Annotated in this window: 22 protein-coding genes; 5 read left to right on the top strand and 17 right to left on the bottom strand. The window is 52.1% G+C overall.

From position 1 onward, the window contains the following. Positions 1-74: 74 nt before the first annotated feature. From AC4ED1_RS11700 to tyrS, 3 genes are read right to left on the bottom strand one after another with little or no spacing between them, the layout of a single operon-like run. Complete coding sequence (locus AC4ED1_RS11700; protein WP_490938770.1) at positions 75-461, bottom strand: DUF309 domain-containing protein; 387 nt, start codon at positions 459-461, stop codon at positions 75-77. Between the two features lie 45 nt (positions 462-506). Continuing rightward, on the bottom strand, positions 507-1232 hold the full coding sequence (yunB, locus tag AC4ED1_RS11695; RefSeq protein WP_490938768.1) for a sporulation protein YunB: 726 nt from the start codon (positions 1230-1232) through the stop codon (positions 507-509). Between the two features lie 59 nt (positions 1233-1291). Further along, entirely contained in the window at positions 1292-2548 is a 1257-nt protein-coding gene (tyrS, locus tag AC4ED1_RS11690; RefSeq protein ID WP_490938766.1) for a tyrosine--tRNA ligase, read from the bottom strand. A gap of 247 nt (positions 2549-2795) precedes the next feature. Here tyrS and AC4ED1_RS11685 point away from each other — a divergent pair, with 247 nt between their 5' ends. Next, a complete protein-coding gene (locus AC4ED1_RS11685; protein ID WP_490938764.1) occupies positions 2796-5978 on the top strand; it encodes a transglycosylase domain-containing protein in 3183 nt (1060 codons plus the stop codon). A 15-nt stretch (positions 5979-5993) separates the two neighbouring features. Further along, entirely contained in the window at positions 5994-7511 is a 1518-nt protein-coding gene (wsfD, locus tag AC4ED1_RS11680; protein WP_490938762.1) for a glycan biosynthesis hexose transferase WsfD, read from the top strand. Positions 7512-7570: 59 nt separating this feature from the next. On the opposite strand, the gene AC4ED1_RS11675 is transcribed toward wsfD, so the two are convergent. Genes AC4ED1_RS11675 through AC4ED1_RS11630 form a run of 10 tightly spaced genes read right to left on the bottom strand, consistent with a single transcriptional unit; the run spans position 7571 to position 19115 of the window. Further along, entirely contained in the window at positions 7571-8959 is a 1389-nt protein-coding gene (locus AC4ED1_RS11675) for a DHA2 family efflux MFS transporter permease subunit (RefSeq protein WP_490938760.1), read from the bottom strand. A gap of 13 nt (positions 8960-8972) precedes the next feature. Next, positions 8973-10187, bottom strand: coding sequence for an efflux RND transporter periplasmic adaptor subunit (locus AC4ED1_RS11670; protein ID WP_490938758.1), 1215 nt, complete (start codon positions 10185-10187; stop codon positions 8973-8975). Continuing rightward, the gene (locus AC4ED1_RS11665) at positions 10184-10861 is read right to left on the bottom strand and encodes an HlyD family secretion protein (protein WP_490938756.1); all 678 of its coding nucleotides are present in this window, start codon (positions 10859-10861) and stop codon (positions 10184-10186) included. The genes AC4ED1_RS11670 and AC4ED1_RS11665 overlap by 4 nt, the downstream gene beginning before the upstream one ends. 54 nt (positions 10862-10915) lie before the next feature. Continuing rightward, on the bottom strand, positions 10916-12286 hold the full coding sequence (locus AC4ED1_RS11660; RefSeq protein WP_490938754.1) for an APC family permease: 1371 nt from the start codon (positions 12284-12286) through the stop codon (positions 10916-10918). A gap of 11 nt (positions 12287-12297) precedes the next feature. Beyond that, positions 12298-12639, bottom strand: coding sequence for a hypothetical protein (locus AC4ED1_RS11655; protein ID WP_490938752.1), 342 nt, complete (start codon positions 12637-12639; stop codon positions 12298-12300). Between the two features lie 13 nt (positions 12640-12652). Next, on the bottom strand, positions 12653-13156 hold the full coding sequence (locus AC4ED1_RS11650; RefSeq protein WP_490938750.1) for a hypothetical protein: 504 nt from the start codon (positions 13154-13156) through the stop codon (positions 12653-12655). Positions 13157-13159: 3 nt separating this feature from the next. Further along, complete coding sequence (locus AC4ED1_RS11645) at positions 13160-14317, bottom strand: Glu/Leu/Phe/Val family dehydrogenase (protein ID WP_490938748.1); 1158 nt, start codon at positions 14315-14317, stop codon at positions 13160-13162. Then, complete coding sequence (locus tag AC4ED1_RS11640; protein WP_490938746.1) at positions 14286-15476, bottom strand: DUF3419 family protein; 1191 nt, start codon at positions 15474-15476, stop codon at positions 14286-14288. Before AC4ED1_RS11640 ends, AC4ED1_RS11645 begins: the two co-directional genes overlap by 32 nt. 34 nt (positions 15477-15510) lie before the next feature. Further along, the gene (locus AC4ED1_RS11635) at positions 15511-16398 is read right to left on the bottom strand and encodes a ferritin-like domain-containing protein (protein WP_490938744.1); all 888 of its coding nucleotides are present in this window, start codon (positions 16396-16398) and stop codon (positions 15511-15513) included. Positions 16399-16424: 26 nt separating this feature from the next. Beyond that, on the bottom strand, positions 16425-19115 hold the full coding sequence (locus AC4ED1_RS11630) for an aminotransferase class III-fold pyridoxal phosphate-dependent enzyme (protein ID WP_490938742.1): 2691 nt from the start codon (positions 19113-19115) through the stop codon (positions 16425-16427). Between the two features lie 254 nt (positions 19116-19369). Here AC4ED1_RS11630 and AC4ED1_RS11625 point away from each other — a divergent pair, with 254 nt between their 5' ends. After that, positions 19370-19972, top strand: a complete 603-nt coding sequence (locus AC4ED1_RS11625) for a TetR/AcrR family transcriptional regulator (protein WP_490938740.1) — start codon at positions 19370-19372, stop codon at positions 19970-19972. Positions 19973-19976: 4 nt separating this feature from the next. Next, on the top strand, positions 19977-20381 hold the full coding sequence (locus AC4ED1_RS11620) for a hypothetical protein (protein WP_490938738.1): 405 nt from the start codon (positions 19977-19979) through the stop codon (positions 20379-20381). Positions 20382-20462: 81 nt separating this feature from the next. On the opposite strand, the gene AC4ED1_RS11615 is transcribed toward AC4ED1_RS11620, so the two are convergent. Then, positions 20463-22817: an endonuclease MutS2 gene (locus AC4ED1_RS11615; protein WP_490938736.1), complete on the bottom strand. Its 2355-nt coding sequence runs from the start codon at positions 22815-22817 to the stop codon at positions 20463-20465. A gap of 108 nt (positions 22818-22925) precedes the next feature. On the opposite strand from AC4ED1_RS11615, the gene AC4ED1_RS11610 reads away from it, so the two are divergent. Then, the gene (locus AC4ED1_RS11610) at positions 22926-23321 is read left to right on the top strand and encodes a phage holin family protein (protein ID WP_490938734.1); all 396 of its coding nucleotides are present in this window, start codon (positions 22926-22928) and stop codon (positions 23319-23321) included. Positions 23322-23423: 102 nt separating this feature from the next. Here AC4ED1_RS11610 and AC4ED1_RS11605 read toward each other — a convergent pair whose 3' ends face one another. From AC4ED1_RS11605 to pheT, 3 genes are all read right to left on the bottom strand, one after another. Continuing rightward, positions 23424-23960: a CvpA family protein gene (locus AC4ED1_RS11605; RefSeq protein ID WP_490938732.1), complete on the bottom strand. Its 537-nt coding sequence runs from the start codon at positions 23958-23960 to the stop codon at positions 23424-23426. Continuing rightward, positions 23957-24241, bottom strand: coding sequence for a cell division protein ZapA (gene zapA / locus AC4ED1_RS11600; RefSeq protein ID WP_490938730.1), 285 nt, complete (start codon positions 24239-24241; stop codon positions 23957-23959). The genes AC4ED1_RS11605 and zapA overlap by 4 nt, the downstream gene beginning before the upstream one ends. 99 nt (positions 24242-24340) lie before the next feature. Then, positions 24341-26776, bottom strand: coding sequence for a phenylalanine--tRNA ligase subunit beta (pheT, locus tag AC4ED1_RS11595; protein ID WP_490938728.1), 2436 nt, complete (start codon positions 26774-26776; stop codon positions 24341-24343). Between the last annotated feature and the right edge of the window lie 9 nt (positions 26777-26785).

Here is a 26785-nt window from a genome sequence, read left to right as displayed (position 1 = left end):
AAATTTCAGGATGGCCGCCTCTACCGGCGGCAGACCGCCGAACTGTCGCACCTCACCGCCCATTTTCTTTTCCCTCAGTTGTTCGCTTTACCGGCCGGCTGAATCCGGATGAGCCGCAATCCATACCGCTCGTATTCCCCTTCTTGAAGCAAATCGACATCCGGCAACGAACGAACCTGTTCCGTAAAGTTTTCACGTAATTTTACGAGATCAATACCATGCACAACGTCCGGCAACATCTGCAACGACGGGTATGCGGATGCGAATAATTTCTTGACACCCCGCAACATCCCTTTTTGCAGTTTGAATTGAGCGGTTGCCACTTGTACCAAAGCTTTGTAAAACGGCTTTTCCACCGGATGGTTCGTTTCTTTCCAAGCTGCTTCAAAAATTTCGTGACATTTGTAAAAATCCTGCCGTTCGTTAAACAAACGCACAAAATCATTTGTCACCCGGTTCATCTTTGCATCCCACCTTTATTCGCTCCACTGAAGGACTTATCGCTTTCATTTCGGGGCAGGTGTGGCGGGCGGCAGCAGTTGATACGGGGCTCCGGGCGGAGCGAACGGGGTTCCTTTGGCATCGTAAAAAAATTGCGGAACCTCACCCACCATCATAATCGAAGCGATCGGAACCTGTGTCTCGATATCCACCGGCTGTGTGACAAAAGGGATGATCACATTGACTTGTGCGTGGATGATCAATTTTAAAGAATACTTGGTCTGATTGATGCCAAGGGATTCCGAGTGTTCGTCAATATCCGATTTTACGGTACCCATCGGCACGATTTTTATCGGTATGTCGGGACCCAACGTAGCCAAAATCGAGGAATGCATGGCTTGCCCGATCGGAAGTCGAATTTCCTTTTTCTCGATCTCCCGCAATATGCTTTGCACGCGATTGGTCGCTTGCGCTTTGATTCGGCCGGCTTCCGACATATTAAAGATCGCGGAGCGGATATTTCCCCGGTCGTCTTTAAAAAACTGCACGATTTGCTGATAATCGGTTTCTTCCGCCACTTTCCTTGTGATCGCTTCGTTAATTGCTTCTGTTGCGATTTTACGCGTGTAGTTTTCGGCGATTTGGACAAACTCCGGCCGGAGACTGTATTCAAGAAACATGAATGTCTGTACCGTCATGAGAATCACCAGAAACAAAACCGTCACGGTTATGGCTTTCCATCGCTTAACGGGTTGCCGCAGGCGCATGCGTCTTCTTCGAAATCTCACCATGCACGCCTCTCCCCTTTCGGCTTCATTTTATGAGCCAAAGGGAACAGGCAGTACAATTTTTATGACTCGAGTCGAATTCTGACGAATTTCCGTTTTCCGACCTGCAGGATCATTCCGTTTTCAGCCTGAATCCGGGCTTCCACATTGTCGATTTTTTCGGAGTTGAGCTTGACGCCGCCTTGCTGGATCATCCTTCTCGCTTCTCCGTTCGACGGACAAAGCCCCGTATCGGTCAACAATTTCACGATCCAATAGGTTCCGGCCGCAAGACTGACCTCGGGAATATTCTCAGGAACGGCTCCCTGCTGGAACACCGTTTTGAAATGTTCTTCCGCGGCTTGGGCCGCCTCTTTCCCGTGGAAACGGGTGACGATCTCGCGTGCCAAGCGCATTTTTACGTCTCGCGGATGAAGACTGCCGTTTTCCAACCCGGAACGGATGGCTGCAAGCTCTTCCACCGATACGTCGGTGGTCAACTCGAAATATTTGATCATCAACTCGTCCGGAATCGACATGGTTTTTCCATACTGTTCAGCGGGCGGTTCGTTGATGCCGATGTAGTTGCCGAGCGACTTGGACATTTTCTGAACGCCGTCGAGGCCTTCGAGTATCGGCATCATGATCGCAACCTGCTGTTCCTGGCCAAACTCTTTCTGCAGCATGCGCCCCATCAGCAAATTGAATTTTTGATCCGTTCCGCCCAGTTCGACGTCCGCTTGCATCGCCACCGAATCATACCCTTGCATGAGAGGGTACAAAAATTCATGCAGCGCAATCGGCTGGTTGCTCGAATATCTCTTTTGAAAATCTTCCCGCTCAAGCATCCGGGCCACCGTGATTGTCGAAGTCAGCCGCACCACGTCCGCAAACGTCAAGGGCGCCAACCAGGTGGAGTTGTACAGGATCTCCGTTTTTTCGGGATCGAGCACCTTAAAGGCTTGTTCGGCGTATGTTTTGGCATTCTCAAGCACTTCTTCCCGCGTTAACTGTTTGCGGGTTTCCGACTTGCCGGTGGGATCTCCGATCATCCCTGTGAAATCCCCGATCAGAAGCTGAACGCGGTGTCCGAGATTTTGAAACTGCCGCATCTTGTTCAAAACCACCGTGTGCCCGAGCGTCAAATCGGCACCGGACGGATCCACTCCCAGTTTCACGATCAACGGCTTGCCCGTTTGAATCGAACGGCGCAGCTTCTTGACCAGTTCGTCCTCGGGCACGATCTCGGCCGTACCGAGGCGGATGATAGACATCTGTCTTGCGACCTCTTCCTCGACCTTTGGATCTTTCGCTTCTACAGTCTCTTTTGGCATTTCCATAAAAATTCTGTCCCCCGTCCACAAAAATAAAACCTTCCCAAGGCGCGAGCAAACGCCTGCGGAAAGGGATGTCCATCCAGGTTAAACCGTGTCACAGCAAAGTATGTTTTGGGTAATCCTGTTTATTCTAATCGTACATAAATGTATCACACGCCGGCAAGCATTGTCAAAACGAACGGGTCGAACCAAGTCTCTTAAACGGTTTCCGCAATTTGGTATAATAGAGACACGATAAGGGGGATCTCTGATGGAACACACAAAAAAACAAGCGCCGCCGGACGACTGGACTCGTTCCAATCCGAACAAACCGAACCGGACGTTCCGCCGGTGGCTGAAAATCGGCCTGTTTTCGATCCTGGTGCTGGGCGCGACGGGAATGATCGCCGGGGCAGGATACGCATACTACCTGATTCAAGATGCGCCCGCGTTCAACCCTCAAGCCTTCAGCAACCTTTCGGCGACAACCAACGTATATGACCGCAACGGCGAATTCTTGGGTTCCATGCAAACGGACGGAAACCGCGAACTGATCAAAAGCCTTTCGGAAGTTTCCCCGCTTGTCGTGAATGCCTTTATCGCGGCCGAAGACAAAGATTTCTACAATCATCACGGCATCAATCCCTTGTCGATACTGCGGGCTGCCTACCAAAATTTCATCGGCGGGGGCGTTGTGTCGGGAGCCAGCACCATCACCCAGCAAACGGTAAAAAACGTGATGTTCCCGTCGCAGGAGCAAACGATCAAACGAAAAGTGCAGGAAATGTACCTCGCCCTGCAGCTCGAACGGACGATGACCAAAGAAGAAATCCTCGTTCATTACTTTAACTGGATTTATTTCGGCAAATCGGGCAATTCGAATCTGTACGGAATCAAAGCCGCTTCCAAAGCGATTTTCAACAAAGATCCGAAAGACCTGAACCTTGCGCAAGCGGCGCTGCTTGCCGCACTGCCCAACAATCCGAGCAAGTACAATCCCTACATCCGCTTGGAAAAAACGCTTGAGTATCAGGACTATGTCCTGAAAAGCATGCTGGAGTCAGGAAAAATAACGGAAGCGGATTATAAGGAAGCCCGCGCCTTCGATATACAATCGTCCATCGCGAAACCTGCCGTCACCGCCACTGGATACGGCAAGTATCCGTTTGTTATTTCGGAAGTGGAACAACGCGCAGCCGAGAAACTGATGACCGTGGCAAAATACGACAGCCTCGACGATGCCCGGCAAGCGCTTTTTAAAGGCGGCTACAAAGTGTATACGACGATAGACCGGAATCTGCAGGACACAGTGGACCAGGTTCTCGGCAACGACAAAAATTTTTACCCGAAACCGGTCACTTATACGGCGAAGAACGGCAAAACCGTCGAGAACGCCTTGCAGCAAGCCGGCGCGAGCTTGGTAGACAACAAAACCGGGGGGCTCCTTGCAATCGGCGGCGGCCGCGACTATCAGCGGGATCAAAACAACCACACGATTTTGCCCCGCCAACCCGGTTCGACCATGAAACCGCTGTCGGTATACGGTCCGGCGGTGGAAAGAAAACTGCTCTCGCCCGGCTCGGTCCTCGACGACACGCCGCTGCCGCTGGCAAACGCCAACGCAGCCGGAGGCAAATATTTCCCCATGAATCACGACCGGAAATTTCACGGTTTGATTACAGTCAGGGAAGCGTTGCGCCACTCCTACAACATCCCGGCTATCAAAGCCACCCAACTGGTAACCCCTTCCGTGGGGCTGGAGTACGTGAAAAAAATGGGGGTAACCACCCTGGACAAAAGCGACGAACATCTCGTCTCGGGGATTGGCGGCTTGGCTTACGGCCTTTCCGTCGAGGAAGCCACCAGCGCCTACTCGACCTTCCCGAATGCCGGGGTCTGGAAAGAATCGCACCTGATCGACAAAATCGTCGATCGCAACGGAAAGGAAATTTATGTCCACAAGCCGAGGGAAACAAGAGTTTTTTCCGTCCAGACCGCCTATTTGCTGACGGACATGATGCAGGACATTGTAAAAAGAGGTACCGCTTCCGGCGTGGGCGCCCGGTTTCCTGGCCGCGCCATCGCAGGGAAAACCGGGACCACGGACGACACCACCGATTCCTGGTTTATCGGCTTTACGCCGGGAGTCACCCTTGGCGTCTGGGTCGGCTATGACATCCCTTATCCGATGGACCGTCTGAGCGACACGGACAGCCGCGGCCTCCGGCCCATCCTGCTGTGGAACGCCATCATGGAGCAAGCGTATCCGAAAATCGCCGCGCAAGAAGACGGTTTCCCCGGTATGCCGGGCGGGATTGTGCGGGCGGAAGTCTGCACGAAATCGGGCAAAATCCCGACCGACCTGTGCCGGGCTCTCAACACTGTGACAACCGATTTGTTCGTTGCGGGAACCGAACCGAAAGAGCCCTGCGACGCAATGATCAGCGTCAAATATGTTGAGATCGACGGCAAAAAATATTTGTTGAACGACAAGACTGCAGATTTGGGCGGCATCGTGAAAGACGGAATCTTCATCAAGCGGGAACCGTATACGCTTCCCAACGGAGATCCGCGATACAAACCCGCCGATGCCTACCTGGAAATGCCGCATGAGTTCAGCCAAGAACAAAACGGGAACTCTGCCGCGGCATCCCCGACCGGATTAAAAGCGGCCAGCGGTCCCTCCGGTTCCGTCATTCTGCGGTGGGACCCCGTACAGGGAGCGGACGGTTATGTCGTATTGCGGTCCGCTTCACAGACCGGCCCCTATGCGATCGTGTCGGAAATCCTAACCGGCACCGAATATACAGACTCAAGCGTTCAGCCCGGAACCGTCTACTATTATCAGGTGTCGTCGGTCATAAAGGGCACCATTCAACCCGCGCACGACTTTATCGAAGCAATGCCGGGCCGGACAAGCGGGACGGGTCTGACCGCTCCATCCGGACTTGCAGCGGTCAGCAGCCCTGCAGGTATTGCCGTTTCCTGGAAAGCGGTCCCCGGGGCCATCGAATACATCCTGTACCGAAGCGTCGACGGCATCTCCTTTGAGACCCTCGCTATCACTCCCGGCACAAGTTACCAGGATATCACGGCGACCGGTCCAAACGTTTGGTATCAAGTCGCAGCCAAAAACGCGTCCGGCACATCCGCCGTGTCGGGAGCCGTCAAAGCGGGAAGCGGTTTGACGCCGGCTTCTCCGCCGGCTCCTTCCCTTTCGTTAAGTGCGGGGAACGGAAGTGTTGCGCTCTCCTGGAATCAGGTGCCGGGGGCCGTTCGATATGCCATTGAACGCAGTTCGGGTGGTTCCTGGCAGCAAATCGCCGAGGTCACCGGCACATCGTACACGGACGATGCCCTGGATCACGACAGCGTTTATTCCTATCGCGTTCGTGCCGTAAGTGCCGGCGGACAGGCTTCATCGCCGTCCAATACGGTCATGTCAAAACCGTAAAGGAAGGAATCTTGCATGAAACGATTGATACGAAATTTTGATTTGCTGGTCATCTTGCCGATGGGGATTGTATTGGTTGTCCAACTGCTGATCCCGCCGATTGTGGGGCTTGCCAACAACGGGGATTTTGAACGGATGATGCAGTGGGCCGGACTGCAGTACCGGACGGATGATTTTGACGAGAAATATTTTAACTACGTTGTGCGCAACTTTGACATCACAACAGCCCGTTTCGGTTCGTATGTGTCGTCGGAAGTGTTGTTTTTGAAACTCACCTTGCTGGTCAACCCGCTTTTTGCCCCGGGCAGCACGTTTGATATCCGCTCGATCGGCATCGTGCATTCCATTGCCTTTCTGGCGGCCATGCTGTTGATCGTTACGGGAATCCGCAAACTGAATTTGCCGGGACGAGGGTTGATCGCGCTGTTGTTGTTTGTCTCGTTTGTCGATGTCGGCTACTTTGCCTATTTTAACTCGCTATACTCGGAGAATGCGTCCCTGATTTTCTTGCTGGCGATGTTTGGCTTTGCCCTGCATCTGTTCGCTCCCGGGGGAAGCCTTCCGGCGGAAAGCGCCGTGGATGCCGGTTTGCAATCCGATGGACAAACGCACAAGAATCGGCCGAATTATTGGATGCTAAGCGGCTTTTTCCTGACTGCGCTTTGCCTGGTGCTGGCAAAAGTGCAAAATTCGCTGCTCGGCTTCATGCTCCCGCTGTTTGGCTTACGGCTGATGAAACTCCATCCGGACAAACGCTGGAAACGGACGGTCGCCTCCTTTTCCGTCCTGATTTTGCTGGTGTCGCTGGCAATGTCCGCGTTTAATCCCTTTGACCGGATCAATACCTATCAGACGGTGTTTTACGGTATTCTGAAAGATTCTCCCAACCCGTGGGCGGATCTGAAAGAACTGGGATTGAGCGAAGAGTACGCGGTGCTGGCGGGAACCAACTATTTTACGCCGGACAAAAAAATCGACATTCACAGTGGAGAGTTTGCAAGGGGATATTACGATCGCATCAGTAAAAAGAAAGTGGCGATGTTCTATCTGAACCACCCCGTGCGTTTCTTTAAAAAACTGGATGTCGTAGCCAAAAACTCGTTAAACAATGGCTTTTACCTGGGAAATTACGAGAAAAGCGCCAACAGGGGGCCACTTGCGCTGAGTCGCAACTTCAGCCAGTGGACGTGGATTTTGAACTCGGTTTTTCCGAAATCGATCTGGTTCCTGATTGCTTATGCCGCGCTGTTCCTCGGCTTCCTCTATCGGGAACACCGCCGAAGCCCGGTTTTGCACGGCAAGCTGTTGATGGAATTCCTGCTGCTGCTTGTGGTGATGGCGATGCTGCAATTTGTGATTCCTTTGCTCGGCGACGGGGAGGCGGATCTCGCGAAACATCTGTTTTTGTTTAATGTGCTGTTTAGCATGACAGTCGTCGTGTCCCTGGTTTGGCTCGGCAGGAAATTGATAGAGATGGTCGCCAGCGGTCGCAACCGGTCCGGCTCCGTCAAGGGCGCTGGCCGTCTTGCTTGACATTTCAAGGGGGCTGTCCCAAAAGTCATCTTCTGATTTTTGGGACAGCCCCGTTTTCATCACTCTCCAATTATTGTAGCCGCTTTTCCATCTGCCGGTTTGCCGTCATTCAGGAAAAGCATCCTCGCGATTTGAGACAGCAGTTCGCTTGCCGTAAGCGATGTCTCACTCACCTGCTCGGCAGAGACCACGGCATGAAAGGTCATGCGTTCATACAGCAACACATTTAACCAAGCGATGCCAAATGAGCCGCTGACTTGCCGGGCCGTGTTGGTGATGGCCGATCCTTGCCCCTCCTTTTTCTTGGGAGCGGTGTTCATTCCCGCCGTCGTAACGGGCATCATCATCAGTCCCACTCCCAGACCGCGAATGATCATCCAGGCCGTGATCGTTGCGAAAGAAGTGTTCACATCGAGAAAATGGGTCAAATATTGCGAATACGCAGTGATCGTCAACCCTACAACCGCCAGCCACCGGGCTCCGATTCTGTCAAACAATGCGCCCGAGATCGGCATCATGATCCCCATCACAATCGCTTGTGGCAGCAGGAGGATTCCGGTCTGAACCGCCGAAAGTCCGGAAACATTCTGCAAGAAGACAGGGATCAGAAACACATTTCCAAACAGAATGATATTCGCAAAACTGGCAATCAGCAGAGACAACGAGAATACCGGATTTTTCATCAACCTCAGATCTAGCATGGGTTCCTTCACATTCAGTTCAATCAGGACGAAAGCCGTTAAACTGATTCCCGCAACAAGGAGGAATGAAACCACTTCAACATCCGACCACCCTCTATCGGGCATAATACCAAGAGCATATAACAGTGAAGCGAAACCGACGGAAGACATTACGAATCCCAAAACATCAAATTTCTGCCTGAAAACCGTCTCCGTCTCCTGTAAAATCAATACCCCCAACAAAAAATCGATCATTCCAATCGGCACGTTGATATAGAAAATCAGCCTCCAATTCAAGTATTCGGTCAAATATCCGCTCAGCGAAGGTCCCAATGCCGGCGCAAATATAATGGCAATGCCCATAATTCCCATGGCCGTTCCGCGGCGTTCGGGCGGAAACATTTGGAAGGCCATCGCCATGCTGACCGGCATTAACGCACCGCCGCCGACAGCCTGAACAATGCGAAAGACGATCATCGATTCATTGCTCCAGGCCATCCCGCAAAGACCCGATCCGACCGTAAAAATCGCCAAAGCATACAGAAAAATCCGCTTATAGCCGTATCGGTCCCCCAAATACCCCGTCACCGGCACAAGAGCGCCGACCACAAGCGTATAAGCCGTGACAACCCATTGAATTTGCGAGGTTGTGACACCAAAAACGGCCATCATTTTGGGAATCGCCACATTCACGATGGTCGTGTCCAAAACGGACATAAAGACTCCGAGGACCAGAATGAACATCGAAAGACCGGTTCGTCGCTTCACGGTGAATCCCCTCCTACTCGACCCGGACCTTGGCCCCGTTTTGCAAGGTGCTGTCAGGCCGGATCACCAACTTATCCGCTTCACGGATCCCCGACTCCGTCACAAACCAGTTGCCATCTTTCATCCTGCCGCGAATTTCGGCCAATTGCACCGTGTCTCCCATGACTTTAAAGACATATTTTTTATTTTCCCTCTCCACAACAGTGCTTGCGGGAATCTCGATTTGTCCCGGCAATAAGAATGCCAGTTCCGCTATCATACCGGCCCGCAGGATCCCGTCCGGATTCGCGACTTTCACTTTTACCGGGAAGGTGTTGCTGTTATTGTCGGAAACCTCTCCCACAAACGAGACGGTGCCCGCCCATTTTGAGTCCCCCAGACCGGGAACCCGTACGATCGCAGAATCTCCCGCTTTCAACCGGAAAACGAGATGTTCCGCAACGCTTGCTTCAATCGCCACTTCATCCAAATTTACCAGCGTCACCAGCGGAACGCCGGGGGATGCCATCTCACCCGGATCGATATTTTTCTTGGCGACGATTCCCGCAATGGGGGCCACAATTCGTGTCTGATTGTAGGCGTTGCGGGCCATCTCTAAGGCAGCTTGCGCCTGGTTCACCTGAGCTTGCAATCCGGTAATCGTGTGTGCAGACGCCCCTTCCCGGTCGAGTTCCAATTTCGCCTTGGCCTGCTCGTACCCGCTTTTCGCGATTTCCAATTCCAACTGAGCTTTCTCGTAAGCGGACAAGGGGATCGCTCCGCTCTCATACAGGCTTTTGGTACGGTCAAAATTGCTTTGCGCCAGATCCAGCACCGCCTTGGATTTCGTCACCTCGATCTCCAATTGCCGCGTTTGCGGCTCCCGGGAATCGGCCTGCGCATCGGCCAACTTTGCCTGAGTAGCTTGCAACTGCGCTTCCGCCTGCAGCACTCTGCTCACATAATCGTCCGGCTCCAATTCAATTAAAAGCTGTCCTTTGTTCACCCTCATGCCTTCCTGCACATGAACGGCCTTGACTCTCTCCGAAAGTTTTGAAGCAACCTGAACCTCCTCACTGGCAGCCACTTTTCCTTTGACTGACGCACCTGTTCCAACCGTAAAAAATTTAACCGTAAAAACGCGGTCCTCCGCCTTTGCCGCAGGTTCCGGTTTGCCGCATCCCGCCAGCAACATAATTGACAACAATGAGACCAACAGCAATATGCCGCGCTTACTATGTTTCTTCATGGATTCCCACCATCCTTCCGGTTTCCGGTATGAATTTTGAGGACTGTACTCATTCCCGGGGATAAAGGCAGGTTCCGTTGATCGTCAATCGTGATTTCAACCGGCACCCGTTGTATCACTTTGGTGTAGTTGCCGCTTGTATTGACCACCGGTAGCAATGAAAAAATGGAAGCGGTCGCTTCCCCGATTTTTCTGATTTTCCCGCTTAATCTGTGACCGGGGAAAGAGTCTACCGTAAACTCGACATACTGGCCGATCTGCAACTTGTTTAGGTCTGTTTCTTCAATATTGGCAGTTACATATAGGTCTTTTTTGTTGATTATCATGGCAACCGTTTGGCCTGGCGCCACCACTTCCCCTTCTTTCGCCAAAATCTTCACGACCGTTCCTTCGATTGGAGAGCGCAGTGTGGCATGATTCAGCATGTTACCGGAGAGATTCGTTACGTCCTGCTGGCCGACGATTTGGTCTGCCACCACATAATCTCCTTCCGCAATCTTTAAGGAAGTCAGTTTTCCCGATATCCTCGGCATTACCCGGTAGATATCGCCGCTGATGCGGGCATCTTCCGTTTCCACGTAGTGGGCCGCCCGATACCAATAGTAAAAGACCGTTCCGCCGCCGCCCAGAAGCAATACAGCAAGGAGTGCAATCAGGACGCTTTTTTTGTTCATATGTTCTCTCCCCCGTAAGTAGCTGTGAAATACCGTCAAGCGACCGGCTCAGGCTCAGGAATATCCGACCATGCGGGATTTCATATCGCTTGCCTTTTGTTGACGCTCAATCCTGTAATGGGCATATAGATAACAACTTCCCATGCCGAACAAGAAAATCGGCGCTACAATCCACGGTGTGGGAGGGAGCAAAAGGCAAATCACCAATAGCGAGTAAACGCCAATGGTGAGCCATTGAATGTGTTTGGACCAAAACGACCGATAGGATCGAGGATAATGGAGCATGGTTTTGCGCAAACGGATGACAGTTCCGGCAATCAAAGCGTAAATCACGCACTCGATAATCGCGGACAGGGTGACAGGTACCAGGAAATATTGCGTAAACACAACGGCGATCGTAATCAGCAACTGCATCACAAACATAAGAGTGAGCGCCGCCCAAGGGGTGTAAAACTTCGGATGAACTTTATCCAAAAAAGAAGGCAAAATCCCTTCCCTCGCCAGTCCGTATAAGAGCCGCGAGTTTCCCATCATGCCCGCGTTAAAAGAAGTGAAAGTGGCCAAAAAACTGATCATTCCCATGACCGCCAAACCTACTGGACCCATCATCGACGATGCGAACGCAAGATGCGGTACGGACGACCCGACCAGTTCTTCGACCGGTATATGCCAGGTCATCGCCACCGTGAACAAGGAATAGGAAACCATGAGCAGAATGATCGAAACCGACATCGCTTTCGACAGGTAATGAATATCTTTCACTTCCTCCACCATGGGAACCACCCATTCAAACCCTATGTACAAATAAATGGAAAGTGCTATCGCCGTCATAAATGAAATGCCATCGGTAAAAGCGAAGAGTCTCGAAAGTTCCGGTGCGCTGGCTTCACTTTTACCCGCCAAAAAAATATAAACCGAAACGGCGGCAATCATGCCAAACACACTGAAGGTAAGCCACTCTTGCAACCTGCCGGCAGTCTCGACACCAACCAAATTCACCAAAAAAAATAAGGTCATCGTCAACACCACCCAAGCCAGTTCCGGAACCCGAGACAAAAAAGTGAAACCGGTATACTCGGCCAGAAACTTCACCACCCTTGCAAAGACATAAGCTTCCGCCGCACCCGCACACCAAGCCAAAACAATGTACATCAGACTTACCGTCGTGGCGAGCCGTATGCCAAAAGCCTGTCTGATAAACACATGGATACCCCCGGCAACGGGAAACATACTCGCCAGTTCCGCAAAATTGGCACCGGCAAGAATATTCACCAGGCCAGCGATTGCGATTGCGGCGGCAACCCATATTCCACCGGCGGCATGCGCCGATTCGACCGCAACGGAGTAAACGCTTGACGCCATCGCCAAACCGGCGCTTGTTGCCACTAAACCGCTCATTTTCAGGCTTTGTCTGAGAACCGCCATTGGATTTCACCTTACTTCCACAGGATTTTCACTATCATATCCAGTTTCATCTCATCTTTAATGCCTCCCCGAAACCGCAGTCTGCCGGCAGCGTATTCCTTGGCCGGACTCCGTTCGCCGTTGAAAATCCCGACAAGGCAATCCGATTGGCCGACCAAAAGAACGTGACACGGTTCCACGCGCTCGCTTTGAATGCGGGTAACATTATTTTCTACAACAATGCAGTAAGTGTCGTTTGTATCCACAGCTTCCACGTTGATATTGCAATCCCAATCTTCCAGATGTTTCAGCACATCCGGGTGATTGTTGATTTTCTCGGAAAACCGGGCCAAAGTATCCATTAACATACTCATTGACAATCCCCTCTCAAGATTGGGTATTTTGTTCTCGCCAGCCGTTTTTGACCAGTTTAAAAAGGCATTGGCCGTGTCCTTCGGCAAAAGTTTGTTCCACTTCCAAAACGAACCCGAGATTTTTCGCCATCGTCAGATCCAGACCGTGGGTAGCCTGGCACAGTTTTCCCTGTCCTTCAGCCAATCCGAACGGACAACCTGGCAGCCTCACGACGATTTCCGATTCCGTTTCCTTGATGATTTCATAACTCAGGTTGTTGTAAAACGAAACATATTTCAGATACTCGGCAGCATTCTGCCTAAAATCATCCGTTTTCCTGAATCCGAACAATTGAGCCAACAACACTCCAAGCCATGGTCCCCAGTACCGGTACAAAAACTCCCTCCCCCATACGGTGTTGAACATGCCAAACTGCAGCCCCATCAGCAAAGCCAGAGGTTTTGCAAAATCTTTAAACCGCCTCATGGCCCCCGTCTGTTTTTCCTCCACCCACTGCCATACACTTTTTTCGCTCATGACTCACACACCAGTGGAAGATGGGAGCCGTTCCGTCCGCAGCATCTGACGGAGTTTGGCGGAAGCCAGAGCGATTGCGGTTGTTCTGATGGTTTCCCCCTGGTCCCGGCTTTGAGTGATGATCGTTCTGACAGTTTGGCGAATACGCCGCGAACATTCTTCCAACACGTTTCCGAGCTCCGCCTGGCCGGTGATGAGAAGCCCGAAACCTGTTGCGGCTCCCGCATTGACGACAAAGTCTGGAAGTACAGGAATGTTTCGGTCGGATAATTTTTGATCCGCCTCAAATGTGGTAGGCATATTGGCGCCTTCCACAATCAATTTCGCTTGAATTTGAGCAGCGTTTTCGCCGTTAATGGCTCGTGCGGCCGCGGCCGGAATCAGGATATCGACCGGAAAATCGAAGATTTGATCGCGGTCTTTGATGGTTACTCCCGTTAACTTTTCGCGGTCGATGCATCCGTTTGCCTTACGGGCAGAGTTCAATCCGTCAATGTCGAGTCCCTCTTCCCGGAAGATAGTTCCCTCGATGTCACTGACCGCGCAAATGGTAGCGCCCCGTTCGGCCAACAGCTTCGCAATCCCCGCTCCAACCTTGCCGAATCCCTGGATGGCGACTTTTGCGCCTTTCAGTTGAAAATCCAGCATTCCGGCCGCTTCATCGATTCCCTCCATAAGACCGAACCCGGCCAATCGGTCCATAAATTGTCCACTCAACAGATCGTTAGCCGTCACGCCTTCCGGCACATATACTTCGACGCCTTTGTTCCGCAAGTGCCGGATGACAAAATCGATCGGATCCAAACCGATAGTCTGATAGATATGTCGCACCTCTTTCGCATTGGTTCCCATATCTTCGCCGACAAGGAAACAAGAACCCAGAAAGGGCTCCGCCATCCGGGCAAAAGCGGAGAGTTTCGCATGTTTGTCCGGAGCGGAAGGGTCCGCTACAATACCGGCTTTCGCTCCGCCGAGCGGCAATCCCATCACACAATGCTTAAAGGTCATGATTTCCGCCAAATCCCGGATCTCATCCAGCGTCACGGTAGGGGATACCCGCAAACCGCCCGTTGCCAGTCCCCCAATTAATCTGTCGATCACGATAAACCCCTGGGTTTCCGTTTCCGGATCAAACAGCTTCACTTCGTAATGAGTGTTCATGTTTCGGCCCTCCTTCGATTTTCTCCCCTACCTCGAAAGTGAATGCAAACGCTTTGTCCTCGTGATTCAAACGGGCGATCATATCCACATCCCGCATGACTTGCGATCCCAGATATTTGGGAATTGACCGTTTTGCTAAAAAATTGCGGTAGCAGAACCTGCCGCCAACGCGTAGCGTTCTGACCACTTCATCGAGAATCGTGTAAAATTCGGCCTCCGGAATCCAACCGGAAATATCCGACAAAGATACTTTGTCGACACTGGATTCCGGCAGCGAGGCCAGATAAGCATCCAGGCGTTCCGTTACGATCTCGATTTTCTCAAGATTTTGTTTGATGCGGTCAAAAAACTTCTTTTGCAAATAAACTGGCATTGCTTCCTCATTGACATACCCGCCGCAAAACAGAAAAGTAAGAAAATGATTTTCCCTGACCAGGTGATTGGTGAAGGTATGTTCCATCCGTTCAAGCAAATAGTTTCCGACAGACTTTCCCTTTTCCACTTGTTGAAAATAGCTGGGATCGCCTAATGCGATTTCGAATATTTTCGGGTTGCTGAAAGTCCTGATCAACCATTTCCAAAACGGGGTATTCCACCTCTCGTAAAAAAAACGGCGTTGCTCTTCGATCGTTTCGCATTTCAGCATCTCCCGGAACTGGCCCCGTTTCAGACGGAACAGCAAGGAACCGAGATATTTCCTGTAAAACAATTCGTGTTTGCCGAGAAAGATCACACCCCGGTTGATCTTGTCCGCATGTCTCCGCCAAAATAAGATGGCTGGCTGACTGATAAACGGCTCAAATTCGCGGTAAATCTCCAGGCGGTTGAAGGAAGCCGGTCGTACTCCGAGAAATTCCAGGTATTCCCGATGGTCCAAATGTTTCATCGCTTGTATTTTCAACTCAAGCAAGAAGTTTTGATGCGGGTTGGCGTCAACTGAGACAAGGCGTTTGGGGCCGTCCGCCAATAAAGCCAGACTCCGGCAGCCGCTTCCCGTAATCACGACAACCGTGTCGTCCAGGTCGATAGCAAGGGCTTTTAATTCCGATTCCGAATCTTCGTCACTGGTGGTATACAGAATCCAATCATCTTGAAAGATACTGTTTTTGATTTTTTCATGTGTCCAATCGTGTGCCTCAACTTCAGTTACAAACGGCATGTTTCCGGTTTCTTCCTTTCTGCCCGGCTATCGGCTATAGCAATGCGAGCCCGATGCGTTCCAAGCGGTTCTTGTGAACTTCCTTGATTTCGTTCAGCAGAAGTTTCACCTGAACTTCGACAGGAGTGTCAATCATTCGCATACCGGGCGCAATCTCGGTGTCGCCGATCAAGTCCGCATGTTCCTGACACGCTTCTTGGTATTCGGACACAAACAGGCCCAGGAAGGTATTGAAGGAATCTTCCATGATCTTTGACAGTTCGCCCGCCAGCTTGGACAATCGTTCCTTTTCGCGGGGAAACTTGCCAATGACTTCCGCCAGTTTTTGCTCGCCGAAACCAACGTGTCTCGTTTCGTCCTTAAACGCGCCGATGATGATTTCGCTGAGTCCGGGATCGAACGGTTTCCAATACCTGGCCTCATAGCTATAAAGGGGAAACGCCATGCCCTCCAATATGATGTTTAACGCAATGATTCCGCCCAACAGGTCTTCCCGTTCAACCTGCAGCAACATCAAGTTTTGAAACTCAAGCATGGAATCGGTCATGACCATGGAGATCAACTGCTCGCGTTCATCATCCGTTAAGCCCATTTCCCGTATTCTTTGGCAAAAAACCTCATAATGGCGGGCTTCGTCAAAAGTTTGCGTGGCAAGGAAGATCCGGCTCCAATCGTCGTCCGCAACAGCGGTGAGACCGGAAGCGGTTTGCACGGCTACCCGTTCGGCTTGCGTAAAAATGGCAAGGTCATACAGACAAACCCGGCGCAGCAAGCCTTCCTCCAACAAAATATCTGGCACCCCGTACTGTGGCGAATGGCCGAACACCATCCCCTTCAGATAGCCATGAGGCACGATTTCGAACCATTTTTCAATCGTAAAGTTTTTCATCGATACCTTGTTTTGTTGAGCCAAGACATTCATTTTGAATCCTCCTGTTCTTTTCTTTTTTACAAATTCACGGCGCACAGGCACTCCGCTTGCCGTCTCACCGCATGAATCTTCTCTTCGCTTATTTCTTTTTCAAAGCTGTGCAGGCTGGCAAGCTGGAATCCGTGCTTTTGAGCGATCGATTGCAGATAATGCACGTCTTCCATCGTAATGCGGCCGCCGATTCCGTAATTCTTGGTTTGCTTTTCAAACGTCAACAGCATTGTTTCCGAAAGACAGGCAAGGTTGACGCCCGGTTTGTAACCGAGATTCTGGCCAAATGAAATCGGGTCCGGGTACTGAACCAAACCTCCTTCGATTACCAGCACATCAGGCCGTTCATTCTGAACGTATTTGCCAACGTTCGCCGGACGGGATATATCGCAAATCACCGCTCCCCGTTTAATTTGCCCGATCGGCAGCAATTCGTCCGGAGTACTGGTGGCTGTAAGCACAAGGTCCATCTCAGGCAATGCGGTTCCAATGTCTATACTGTATTTAATCGGGGGAGCCACTTCGTGCAGTTCGCACAGAAACTCAATGTCGTCAAGGACATACAAACCATCGATCTGGGCTTCCGATATGGTCGAATTGATAATTGTATCCAGTCGCTTCCGGCATTCTAGGTAACGGTCGTCCAGAGTTGTCTGCCGGAGAGGTTTCAGCAAGGCCAGCACTTTTTCCCGAATCCCCTGTCCCTCCTTTTGATACAACAGGACATGCAAATAGATTTCGTTTGCCAATTTCCGTAGTCTCTTGAGATTGACTTCAGGATTCGTATTGCGACCGACGAGTATGAGACTGGACACAAACTGCGCCAGAATAATGGAACAGACTCGCCCGATCGAACCGTTGGCCCCAATCAAACCGGCGGTTGCCCGCTCAATGTCGATATCCATTTTTTGGGCCGCTTTCACCAGAGCATCAACGGAAGTGATTACCGTAAAGGTATTGCCCGTCGTGAGCGTGACGCCCTCATCCAACAAGTCCAATCCTCCGCGGGAAACAATGGACGTATAAGCTCCCAGACCGAACACGTTGGCTCCCAATTTCCGTCCCTTCTTGATCGCCGACCGGATCGCTTTAAGAACTTCTTGTCGCGGCCGTTCCAAAATTTGTTCCCCGCCAAACGGGATTCCGATCAACCACCCCTCGATGATTTCGCCATGCGGCGACCGGACAGCCGGCATATGGCAGAAAACGCCAGGTTCGCCAAAGTCCGCCTGCCATTCCAGAATCGATTTCAATTCTTCCTCGCCAAACTGCTCAAAAGAAGGAGTGTTGACCACCAAGTCACGCGGCGCCGGATAATGACACAAAAATGCAAACGCATAATCCGGAGTCTTTCCTTTATCAAGTGCAGACCCGACCACGGGGCGGTATTTACTGCGATAATCGCGAACTTCGTATGGAACGCGATAGTCGCCGACCGTATAGCGATAGAGAAGATAGAAATCTTTGTAATAGAGGATTTCGCACAAGCGGTCAATCGCCTCGACCAGATAATCGATGTCTTCTCTCGAAATGATTAACGGCGGCTCAATTCGGACGGACGTTTTTTCATTCAAAAACGGCATCAGCCGCAACTTGTAAACATTTAACAAAAATCCGCAAACCAGATAAGCGAAACCACCCTGTGAACAAACATTGGCGAGCTCGAAAGAATCCCCCGCGTCAATCCCCTCAAATTCAAGCGCCAGTAAATACCCTTTGCCCCGAACATCCTTAATGACATTCGGCCATTTTTTTTGAATCGACCTGAACCGTTCAAACATTTCGTTTCCGTTTTTTTTCACTTCCGCAAATATTTCCGGATGTTTTTCCAGATAGCGCAAGTAAGCCAGACTGACGCTACATGTAAAATTGTTGTTGGCAAAAGTGGAACTGTGATTCAGCCCGAAATCCTCGTTCCACACCCCCGGACTGCTGATGCAGACCGAAATCGGCACAAGTCCGGCACCAAGCGCTTTGGATAACACCAGAATGTCGGGGACTATCCCCTGCTCTTGACAGACTAACCAGTTGCCCATCCGGCCCAACCCGGTTTGAACTTCGTCAAGAATCAGCAATACGCCGTATTGCTTGCAAAGCCTTGATACCTCTTGCAGGTAATTCCCGGCCGGGACACGCACTCCCCCCTCCCCTTGTATCGGTTCCACGATAAATGCGGCCAGTTCATGGTGAGATTCGGCCAATGCTTTTTCCAACGCTTCAATATCGTCATACGGGATTTTCAAAAAATCTTGCGAATCGATAAAAAAAGGTTCCTGATAAACCTTTTGCCCCGTAGCGTGAAGAGCACCCATCGTTTTGCCGTGAAAGCCTTTGTAACAGGAGAGGATCTTGCGCTTTTTCGTCGCCGACCTTGCGAGTTTGATCGCCGCTTCGATCGCTTCCGCGCCGCTTTGCGCAAACGTGCAAATCGACAGATCCCCGGGGGTGAACTTAGTTAACCAACTAGCTAACTGTTGCGCAATTAATGGAACGGAGGGCTGACACAAACTTGGAAGGCTTGACTTGCGAAAATCTTCGATGTTCTCCCAAATCGCATCCGGGTTGTAACCAAGCGGAATCGCTCCGTATTGAGCGATAAAATCAATATAGCGTATGCCGTCCCGGTCATATAAATACGGTCCTTTTCCTTGAACAAACACTTTATCAAGATGAAAAATCTTTAACATTTCAGCAACTGTGGGATTTAATTTTTCCACAATGACATTCCCCCTTCCCCCATTTACCCGCTTTTTACATGATTGCGAACCTATTTCTATTATTTCCCTCTTTGCAAAAGGTTGTCTATAGCGAACCATGACTAATTTTGTCGTTTTGTTTTAAGAACTGACTAATTTTTTTATTTTTGACAACTTCACATCTCACTTGACTTAGGGGAAACGATGCTATAAAGTTTTATTTAGTTGGTTGAATAACTTTTTTGCTCACACCCCACGAAGTTTGGAGAGTTTGTATGGCAAAACCTAACGTGGTTTCAAAGCAAGACTTAATCAATTCGGCCAAAAAATGTATCGTGGAACAGGGGATTCAACGGCTGACCCTCAATTCCGTGGCAAAGGGCGCAAACGTGACCCAAGGAACGGTTTTTTACCACTTCCGCACCAAGGAACAACTGATGTTTGAAATCGTCAGAGATTTGTGCCAGTCTTCCTGGGAATCGCTGAAACTCATTCCCGAAACCGGGCACGAAAAAATCAGGTCCGCCCTGGATTCCGCACGCAGCCGGTGCACACCCGACTCCTTTTATCACCAGTTGTTTCTGTCGTTGGTTGTCTCGGGGTTTCAGAATGAAAAAATCAAAGAACAGTTGGGAAATCTTCTGGAGTACGAAAACCGGTTTCTTACGGAACAGCTTACTTCGGTCTGGCCGCGGTCCCCGGTTGAAGGGGTCTCATTGAAAACCTGGGGCATTATCCTCAATGCGATTATCGACGGTCTCGCGCTGCAGGCCCTTTTATCGAAGGATTTCCCGGCAGATGAGGTTTTTAAGGAGCTTGAACTGATGATTCACCACCTGACGCAAGCTTCTCAAGCAAACCCGACTGAAGAGGAGTGAAACCATGTTCTTCCAAAAAATCGGATTGACGCTTTTGTTCGCTGTACTCGTCTGGGGCGCCGCCACCGCCTTTTTCATGTTGCTCGGTCCGGCCATTCTTGTCGATCCCGACAAAGACAGCTTCCTCCCGGTGTTTCTGGTGCTGGAAGCCGGCACCGCCATTCTTTTGTATCTTGTGATTCTGTTGTACACCCGTATCGACCGCAGCCCCAACGCCGCAATCAAGTTCGGAGTGTGGGGAGCGGCTGTCGGCTTGTTTTTGGACACTTTTTCCCTGTGGTGGCACACCGTGTTTTTCCCGGCCTTAAGCCATGGCCAACTGCTCTCGTTTGCTATCTGGATGGTATGCGCCTACGCGATCTATTTGATTCTCCCATTATTCGCCGACCGCGGGAGACAAACGACGTAAGACACCCGACGGGGCTGTCCCAAAAGGGTAATCCCGAATGACTGAATGACATTTGGGACAGCCCATGTACATGTAATTTATTCATTTCAACGTTACAATCGTGACTCCCGTGTGGCCTTCGCCGTGTTCCCCGATCCGGAACGAACGGACTTGCGGATGTGTCTTCAGAAACTCCTGCACGCCCGCCCTGAGAGCACCCGTTCCTTTTCCGTGGATGATGGACACCTGGGACAGGCCGGCCATGACCGCGTGATCCAGATACCGGTCGATCTCGTAGACCGCTTCTTCCACCGTCGCTCCCCGCAAATCCAATTCGAGCCGCGTCGGTTCGTCCGATTTTCGCTTGACGATTCCCCGGGTTTCCTGTTGTTTTTTCTCTTCGAGTTTTTCGAGATCGGATCGCTTGATTTTTATTTTCATCGAACCGATCTGGACATACGCCTCGTCCGGACCCGCTTCCAGAACGGTGCCTTTTTGGTTTAGCGACAAGACTTGCACCTCATCCCCCGCACGAATCTCCTTCACTTCACGGGCGGCTTTCACTTTGCGCTGGATATGGGGCTCCCGGCGTGCGGGGACGGCTTCTTCCAGCTTTTTCTGCAACCCGATCAGTTCGTGCTCCTTGAAATTCGCCTGTTCCCGCTCCCGGATCCGGCGCAGTTCCCGGATGATTTCCTGCGCTTCGCGCTCCGCTTTTTTCACGATTTCGCGCGCTTCTTCCGCCGCCCGCTCCATTCTGCGATCCCGCTCGCTCAGGAACCGCTCGCGCTCCTTCTCAAACTGTTCGCGCAGCGCTTCCGCTTCTTTGCGGACCGCCTCCGCTGCGCGTCTGTCTTTTTCAGCCTGCAACCGGTTGGCCTCAAGCTGCCGGATCAGGTCCTCCACCTGCGCGTGCTCCCGGTTCATCCGGGATTTCGCATCTTCGATGATTTCCTTGCGAAGTCCAAGACGTTCCGAAATGGCAAACGCGTTGGAGCGCCCCGGCACCCCGATCAACAAACGGTAAGTCGGGCGCAGGGTTTCCGCGTCGAATTCGACCGATGCGTTGATCGCTTCCGGTTGCAAATACGCGTACGCTTTCAACTCACTGTAGTGGGTGGTCGCCACGGTTTTGGCTCCCCGCTTCCGCAGGAATTCCAAAATCGCCTGCGCCAGGGCGGCCCCTTCCGCCGGATCGGTGCCCGCTCCCAATTCGTCGAGTAGGACCAGCGAGCGGAAATCCGCTTTTTCAAGAATCTGCGTAATATTTTTCATGTGGCTCGAGAATGTCGACAAGCTTTGTTCAATGCTCTGTTCGTCGCCGATGTCGGCGAACACTTCGTCGAAAACGGAGACCTCGCTTCCGTCGTCCGCCGGGATGTGAAGCCCCGACATCGCCATCAGCGTCAGCAACCCGACCGTCTTCAGGGTAACCGTCTTGCCACCCGTATTCGGCCCGGTAATGACCAGCAAACTGAAATCGTCGCCCAGCCGTATATCGGTTGCCACCGCCTTATCCCGGTCAAGCAACGGATGCACCGCTTTTTTCAGGCGAATTCGGCCCTGATCGTTCACTTCGGGATTTACGGCCTTCATTTCATGGGCGAGATTCGCTTTGGCAACAATAAAATCGATCTCGGCAAGAACGCCTAAGCCGCGCTGAAGCACCTCGGCTTCCCCGCCGACCCGGGCTGTCAAACGGGTCAAAATTCGCTCGATTTCCCGCCGTTCTTTCACTTCCAATTCGCGCAACCGGTTGTTCAATTGGACAACCGCGGCGGGCTCGACAAACAACGTGGCTCCCGAGGAAGACTGATCGTGCACGATTCCGCCGAAAGCGCCTCTGTACTCCGCCTTTACGGGAATGCAGTAGCGGTCATTGCGGACGGTCACAATCGCGTCCTGCATCATTTTTTGGTATTCCAGGTTGCGGAGAATGGAGTCGAGCTTGTCCCGGACTTTTGCCTGGGTTTGGCGAATTTCGTTGCGCACGCTTTTTAACTCGGGAGAGGCGTGATCCGTCACTTCCGCGTTGTTGTCGATGGCGAAACGAATCTCCTCTTCCAGTTCGCGAAGTTCAAACAATTCGCCGGCCAGGCCTTTTAACGTCGGAATCGGATGTTCGTCCGCAAGATCGAACAAAAATTTGCGAAGGCGACGGCCCGCCCTGATGGTATCCGCCACATCCAGCAATTCTTTCGTTTCCAACATGCCGCCTACCGCCGCACGTTTCACCGCTTGCCGGATATCCCGGATTCCTCCGAGCGGAATCAGCCCCTTCAACCGGTACACGGTTCTGCCTTCTTCCGTCGCGGCCAGCGCCTGTCTCACCTCATCCAAACGGGACGCGGGATGCAGCGCTTCCGCAAGCTCCTTCCCCATCCGCGTGCTCGCCTGTTGCACAAGTCTCTCGACAATTTTATGGTATTCGAGTACGCGCAGCACTCGCGGGTTCATATTTTTTCCTCCCGTAGAAACTATTGTCTGCCATAGGATCCAGACTCCCGGAAACACTATTGGATAAGCCGGTCCTTACCTATTGTAACCGAAAGGAGGCAGTTTTTGATGAACAACTTCATAGGAACTGTGGTTCGATTTGTCGTCTCTGCGCTGGTTTTGATGTTTGTCGGATTTTTGGTGCCCGGTTTCGGAAGGCTTACCTTCTTCACCGCCATTCTGGCCGCCATTGTGATCGCGGCGCTTGGCTGGCTGATTGAGCGTCTCTTTGGCAGAGAAGTTTCTCCGTTTGGGAGAGGAATCTCGGGATTTTTGTCAGCCGCTGCGGTGATTTATGTGGCGCAATGGTTTATCCCCGGCATGCGCGTCACCATTCTGGGGGCTCTGCTCGCTTCGCTTGTCATCGGCATCATCGATCTGTTTGTCCCAAGTAATGTAATCCGCCGCGGGGCAGCCGGCAACATCGGAAACGACAACAACCGCAATCGGGAAGACAACCGATAATGATTGAGATCGAGTAGGAGGGGGCGGAACATGCACAGCAGCATGTTCCGCGTCGCAGTGCAAAAAGACCGTTTCAGCTCCCCGGCCGAAACGGTCAAATCGCTATTTGGGGAACAACATATCACTGATTCCCATATTTAACAGGGCGGACGCGATCTGTGAGGATTTCAGGGCCGTTTGGACAGTAGGATTCGGCACGAAAGCACCCAAATTGACAAGCAGCAGTAAAACCAGCACACCGACCGCCAGCCCCGCCGCCAACCCGGCCACACGATTTACAAACGAAAGCCCCGGCAGCGAAACCACCAGATCGATCAGCCGTCCCGCTACGCGGGTTGCAAGGAGTCCGGTCACAAACACGATGGCAAAGGCAAGCATCCCATATCCGCTTTTAAGCAGATACTGGGGCAGCGGGATTTCCATGCCGCCCAATCCGGAACCTTGGCTCGCAGAGGTCGCGTTGGCCCCGCCCAATCCTTTCTCCAGCCAGGGCGTTACGAGAGGACTGTACGTTTTGGCAGCCCAATACGCGACAAAAAGGCCGATAAACCGGATCACTTGCAGTACGAATCCTGTCTTATAGCCGTTCCACGCGAATAACAAGAGCAGGCCCGTGAGCAGGAGATCGGTAATGGTCACGAATCCATTCTCCCTTGGGGTCGTTCTTGCGACCGTTCCAAAATTTTCAACAGTTCTTCGTATTCTTGCCGAAGGCGCAAATATTCATCCGCAATGTTGACCGCGGCCAAAACCGCCAGCCGGTTCAAATCCAGTCGGGGATTGCTGCCAGCGATTTCCCGCATTTTATCGTCGACAAGCCCCGCCACCAGCCGCATGTGTTCAACGGAAGCTTTCCCGCGAAGTTGGTATTCGGTGCCGTATATGTCAACTCGAATTCGGTTGTTTTCCTCTTTCTGCAAGGGATTCGCCCCCTTCATTCCGTCTCTAACTATTTCGTTTCAGAAAGAGTGAAATCCTGCAAAAACGGCGCCACGAAGGCGGCCCAAATCAGCGGAATTTTAAGAGCGCAATTCCGCTTGGAACGCTTTTTCCAGCGATTCCACCACTTTATTGTGCCGCGCTTGCACCTCTTCATCGGTCAATGTCCTGTCTTCCGCCCGGTAAACGATTGAGAACGCAAGCGATTTTTTGCCGGCTTCCACCTGCTCGCCCTGGTAGACGTCAAACAGGCGAACCTCTTCCAGCAAATCCCCGGCCGCTTCCCGAATTGCAAGCTCTAGGGAACCCGCCGGAACATCAAGTGGAACCACAACCGCAATGTCCCTTTCAATTGCAGGGAATTTCGGCAAAGGCTTAAATTCGATTCCCGGTTGAACCGTTTGTTCCAGGGCGGCCAGATTCAGTTCGAAATAATAGGTTTCTTTCAAGTCCCAGACCTCGGCCAGAGCGGGATGAAGCGAACCGAGATATCCGAGAACGACCCCACGCGCTTCAAGCGACGCCGTTCGCCCCGGATGCATTCCGGGAACGCTTGCCGGCCGGTATTGGACGCCGATGATTCCCAGATTTGCCAGAAGGGTTTCAACAATGCCTTTTACCGTATAAAAATCAATTTTCCTCGGTTTCTCCCCGATCGTCAACGGCCCGAAGTTGCCGGTAAAAATCGCGGCCACCTTGACATCTTCGCTTGGCAGTTCGGTGACCGGCAGATTGTCGGTCAGAAAGACTTTGCCGATCTCAAACAAAGCGAGGTCGAGATTTTTGCGGTTCAGATTGTACTGCAGCACTTCCACAAGGCTCGGAAGCAGCATCGTCCGCAAAACCTTGCGTTCATCCGACATGGGCAGAGCCAACGGCAACTGTTTCCAAAGCGGCGATGTTTTGTCCAAGCCGAGGGGCTCCAGCCATGCCGGGGAGGTGAAACTGTAGGTGTACACTTCGAACAATCCCATGCCGGTCAGCAGATTCCGAATCAGACGGCGCAGCCGCTGTTGCCGGTTCAAGCCTCCCCGCGTGAGAACCCCTTCCGGCATCGTGGTGCCGATTTGGTCGTAACCGTGCAATCTCGCCACTTCTTCGATCAAATCGATCTCCCGCGTAATGTCCGGTCGCCGCGTAGGAACCTTTACAGTAAGAGTATCCCCGTCAACTTGCGAGTTGGCAAGCCCCAATCTATCAAGAACAGCTTGCACCGTATCCATTGTAAGACCGGTTCCAAGCACCAGGTTGGTCCGGCTTACGCGGAGCCGCAATTCCATCACTTCCGGCTGCTGTTTGACGACTTCCACAGGTTGGCCGACCAGATGGCCTCCGCCCAGTTCCGCAATCATCCGGGCTGCCCGCAACAAAGCGGGTCGCATGATGGTCGGGTCGATGCCTTTTTCAAACCGCATTTGCGCTTCCGAACGAACTCCCAATTTTTTCCCGGTCTGACGGGTTGTTCCGGGATCGAAATAAGCCGATTCCAAAACGATGTCGGTCGTCGTGTCGCGAACCTCCGAGTTCTCTCCGCCCATCACTCCCGCAAGCCCCACGGCGCGTTTCGGGTCCGCAATGACGAGCATCGACGGGTCAAGCGACCGTTCTTGTCCATCCAGTGTCACGAGCTTCTCGTTTTCGGACGCTTGCCTGACCACGATGGTCGATTCGGTGATTTCGGACAAATCAAACGCGTGCAGCGGTTGGCCGTATTCAAACATCACATAGTTGGTGACATCCACAATATTGTTGATCGGCCGCACGCCGACCGCCAACAAACGCATTTGCAGCCAAAGCGGTGAAGGGGCAACCCGAAGCCCTTTCACCACCTGAGCCGCATACTGGGTGCAGTTCGGCGATTCAATCCGCACTTGTACGGGAGATTCACCCGTCAACCCGGCTGCGTTGGCGGACACGCGTTCTTCGAATTTCGGTTTTGTCCCGAGAATGGCCGCCACTTCGTGGGCGACACCCCGATAATTCAAACAGTCCGCGCGGTTTGGCGTCAGTTCGAGTTCCATCACCACATCGTCCAGCCCGAGCACATTTACGACCGGCTCCCCGACCGGCGTATCTTCCGGCAGGATGTACAATCCCTCCGTCTGCTCTTTCGGAAGCAGCTTGACATCCAGGCCCAATTCGCTGGCGGAGCAGAGCATGCCTTGCGATTCCACATCCCGCAGTTTCGCGCGTTTGATTTTCACTCCTCCCGGCAGTTCGGCTCCCACGACGGCACAGGGCACTTTCTGGCCCGGTTTGACATTTGGCGCGCCGCACACGATCTGCAAGGTTTCGGAACCTCCCGCGTCGACTTTGCAAACCTGCAAACGGTCCGCGTTCGGATGTGGTTCCGTATGCAGCACACGACCGACCACAACGTTTTTGATCCCTTTGTTGAGGGGCTCGATGACTTCCACCGGAATCCCGTGGATCGTCAAAAGGTCGGCCAATTTTTCCGGCGTCATATCCGGCCCCAAATCGACATATTCCTGTAGCCATTTGTATGAAATTTTCATGTCGGATCC

It is taken from the genome of Effusibacillus sp. SKA8, assembly GCF_058273125.1.
This window is presented reverse-complemented; position numbering and strand designations above follow the sequence as displayed.

Bases quoted from the DNA above. Each gene is read 5' to 3' on its own strand.
- AC4ED1_RS11625 (WP_490938740.1), top strand. From the start codon at position 19,370: ATGGCAAAACCTAACGTGGTTTCAAAGCAAGACTTAATCAATTCGGCC.
- AC4ED1_RS11650 (WP_490938750.1), bottom strand. From the start codon at position 13,156: ATGAGCGAAAAAAGTGTATGGCAGTGGGTGGAGGAAAAACAGACGGGG.
- AC4ED1_RS11640 (WP_490938746.1), bottom strand. From the start codon at position 15,476: ATGCCGTTTGTAACTGAAGTTGAGGCACACGATTGGACACATGAAAAA.
- AC4ED1_RS11670 (WP_490938758.1), bottom strand. From the start codon at position 10,187: ATGAAGAAACATAGTAAGCGCGGCATATTGCTGTTGGTCTCATTGTTG.
- yunB (WP_490938768.1), bottom strand. From the start codon at position 1,232: ATGGTGAGATTTCGAAGAAGACGCATGCGCCTGCGGCAACCCGTTAAG.
- AC4ED1_RS11700 (WP_490938770.1), bottom strand. From the start codon at position 461: ATGAACCGGGTGACAAATGATTTTGTGCGTTTGTTTAACGAACGGCAG.
- pheT (WP_490938728.1), bottom strand. From the start codon at position 26,776: ATGAAAATTTCATACAAATGGCTACAGGAATATGTCGATTTGGGGCCG.
- AC4ED1_RS11635 (WP_490938744.1), bottom strand. From the start codon at position 16,398: ATGAATGTCTTGGCTCAACAAAACAAGGTATCGATGAAAAACTTTACG.
- AC4ED1_RS11660 (WP_490938754.1), bottom strand. From the start codon at position 12,286: ATGGCGGTTCTCAGACAAAGCCTGAAAATGAGCGGTTTAGTGGCAACA.
- AC4ED1_RS11645 (WP_490938748.1), bottom strand. From the start codon at position 14,317: ATGAACACTCATTACGAAGTGAAGCTGTTTGATCCGGAAACGGAAACC.
- AC4ED1_RS11615 (WP_490938736.1), bottom strand. From the start codon at position 22,817: ATGAACCCGCGAGTGCTGCGCGTACTCGAATACCATAAAATTGTCGAG.
- AC4ED1_RS11610 (WP_490938734.1), top strand. From the start codon at position 22,926: ATGAACAACTTCATAGGAACTGTGGTTCGATTTGTCGTCTCTGCGCTG.
- wsfD (WP_490938762.1), top strand. From the start codon at position 5,994: ATGAAACGATTGATACGAAATTTTGATTTGCTGGTCATCTTGCCGATG.
- AC4ED1_RS11685 (WP_490938764.1), top strand. From the start codon at position 2,796: ATGGAACACACAAAAAAACAAGCGCCGCCGGACGACTGGACTCGTTCC.
- AC4ED1_RS11665 (WP_490938756.1), bottom strand. From the start codon at position 10,861: ATGAACAAAAAAAGCGTCCTGATTGCACTCCTTGCTGTATTGCTTCTG.
- tyrS (WP_490938766.1), bottom strand. From the start codon at position 2,548: ATGGAAATGCCAAAAGAGACTGTAGAAGCGAAAGATCCAAAGGTCGAG.
- AC4ED1_RS11620 (WP_490938738.1), top strand. From the start codon at position 19,977: ATGTTCTTCCAAAAAATCGGATTGACGCTTTTGTTCGCTGTACTCGTC.
- AC4ED1_RS11655 (WP_490938752.1), bottom strand. From the start codon at position 12,639: ATGAGTATGTTAATGGATACTTTGGCCCGGTTTTCCGAGAAAATCAAC.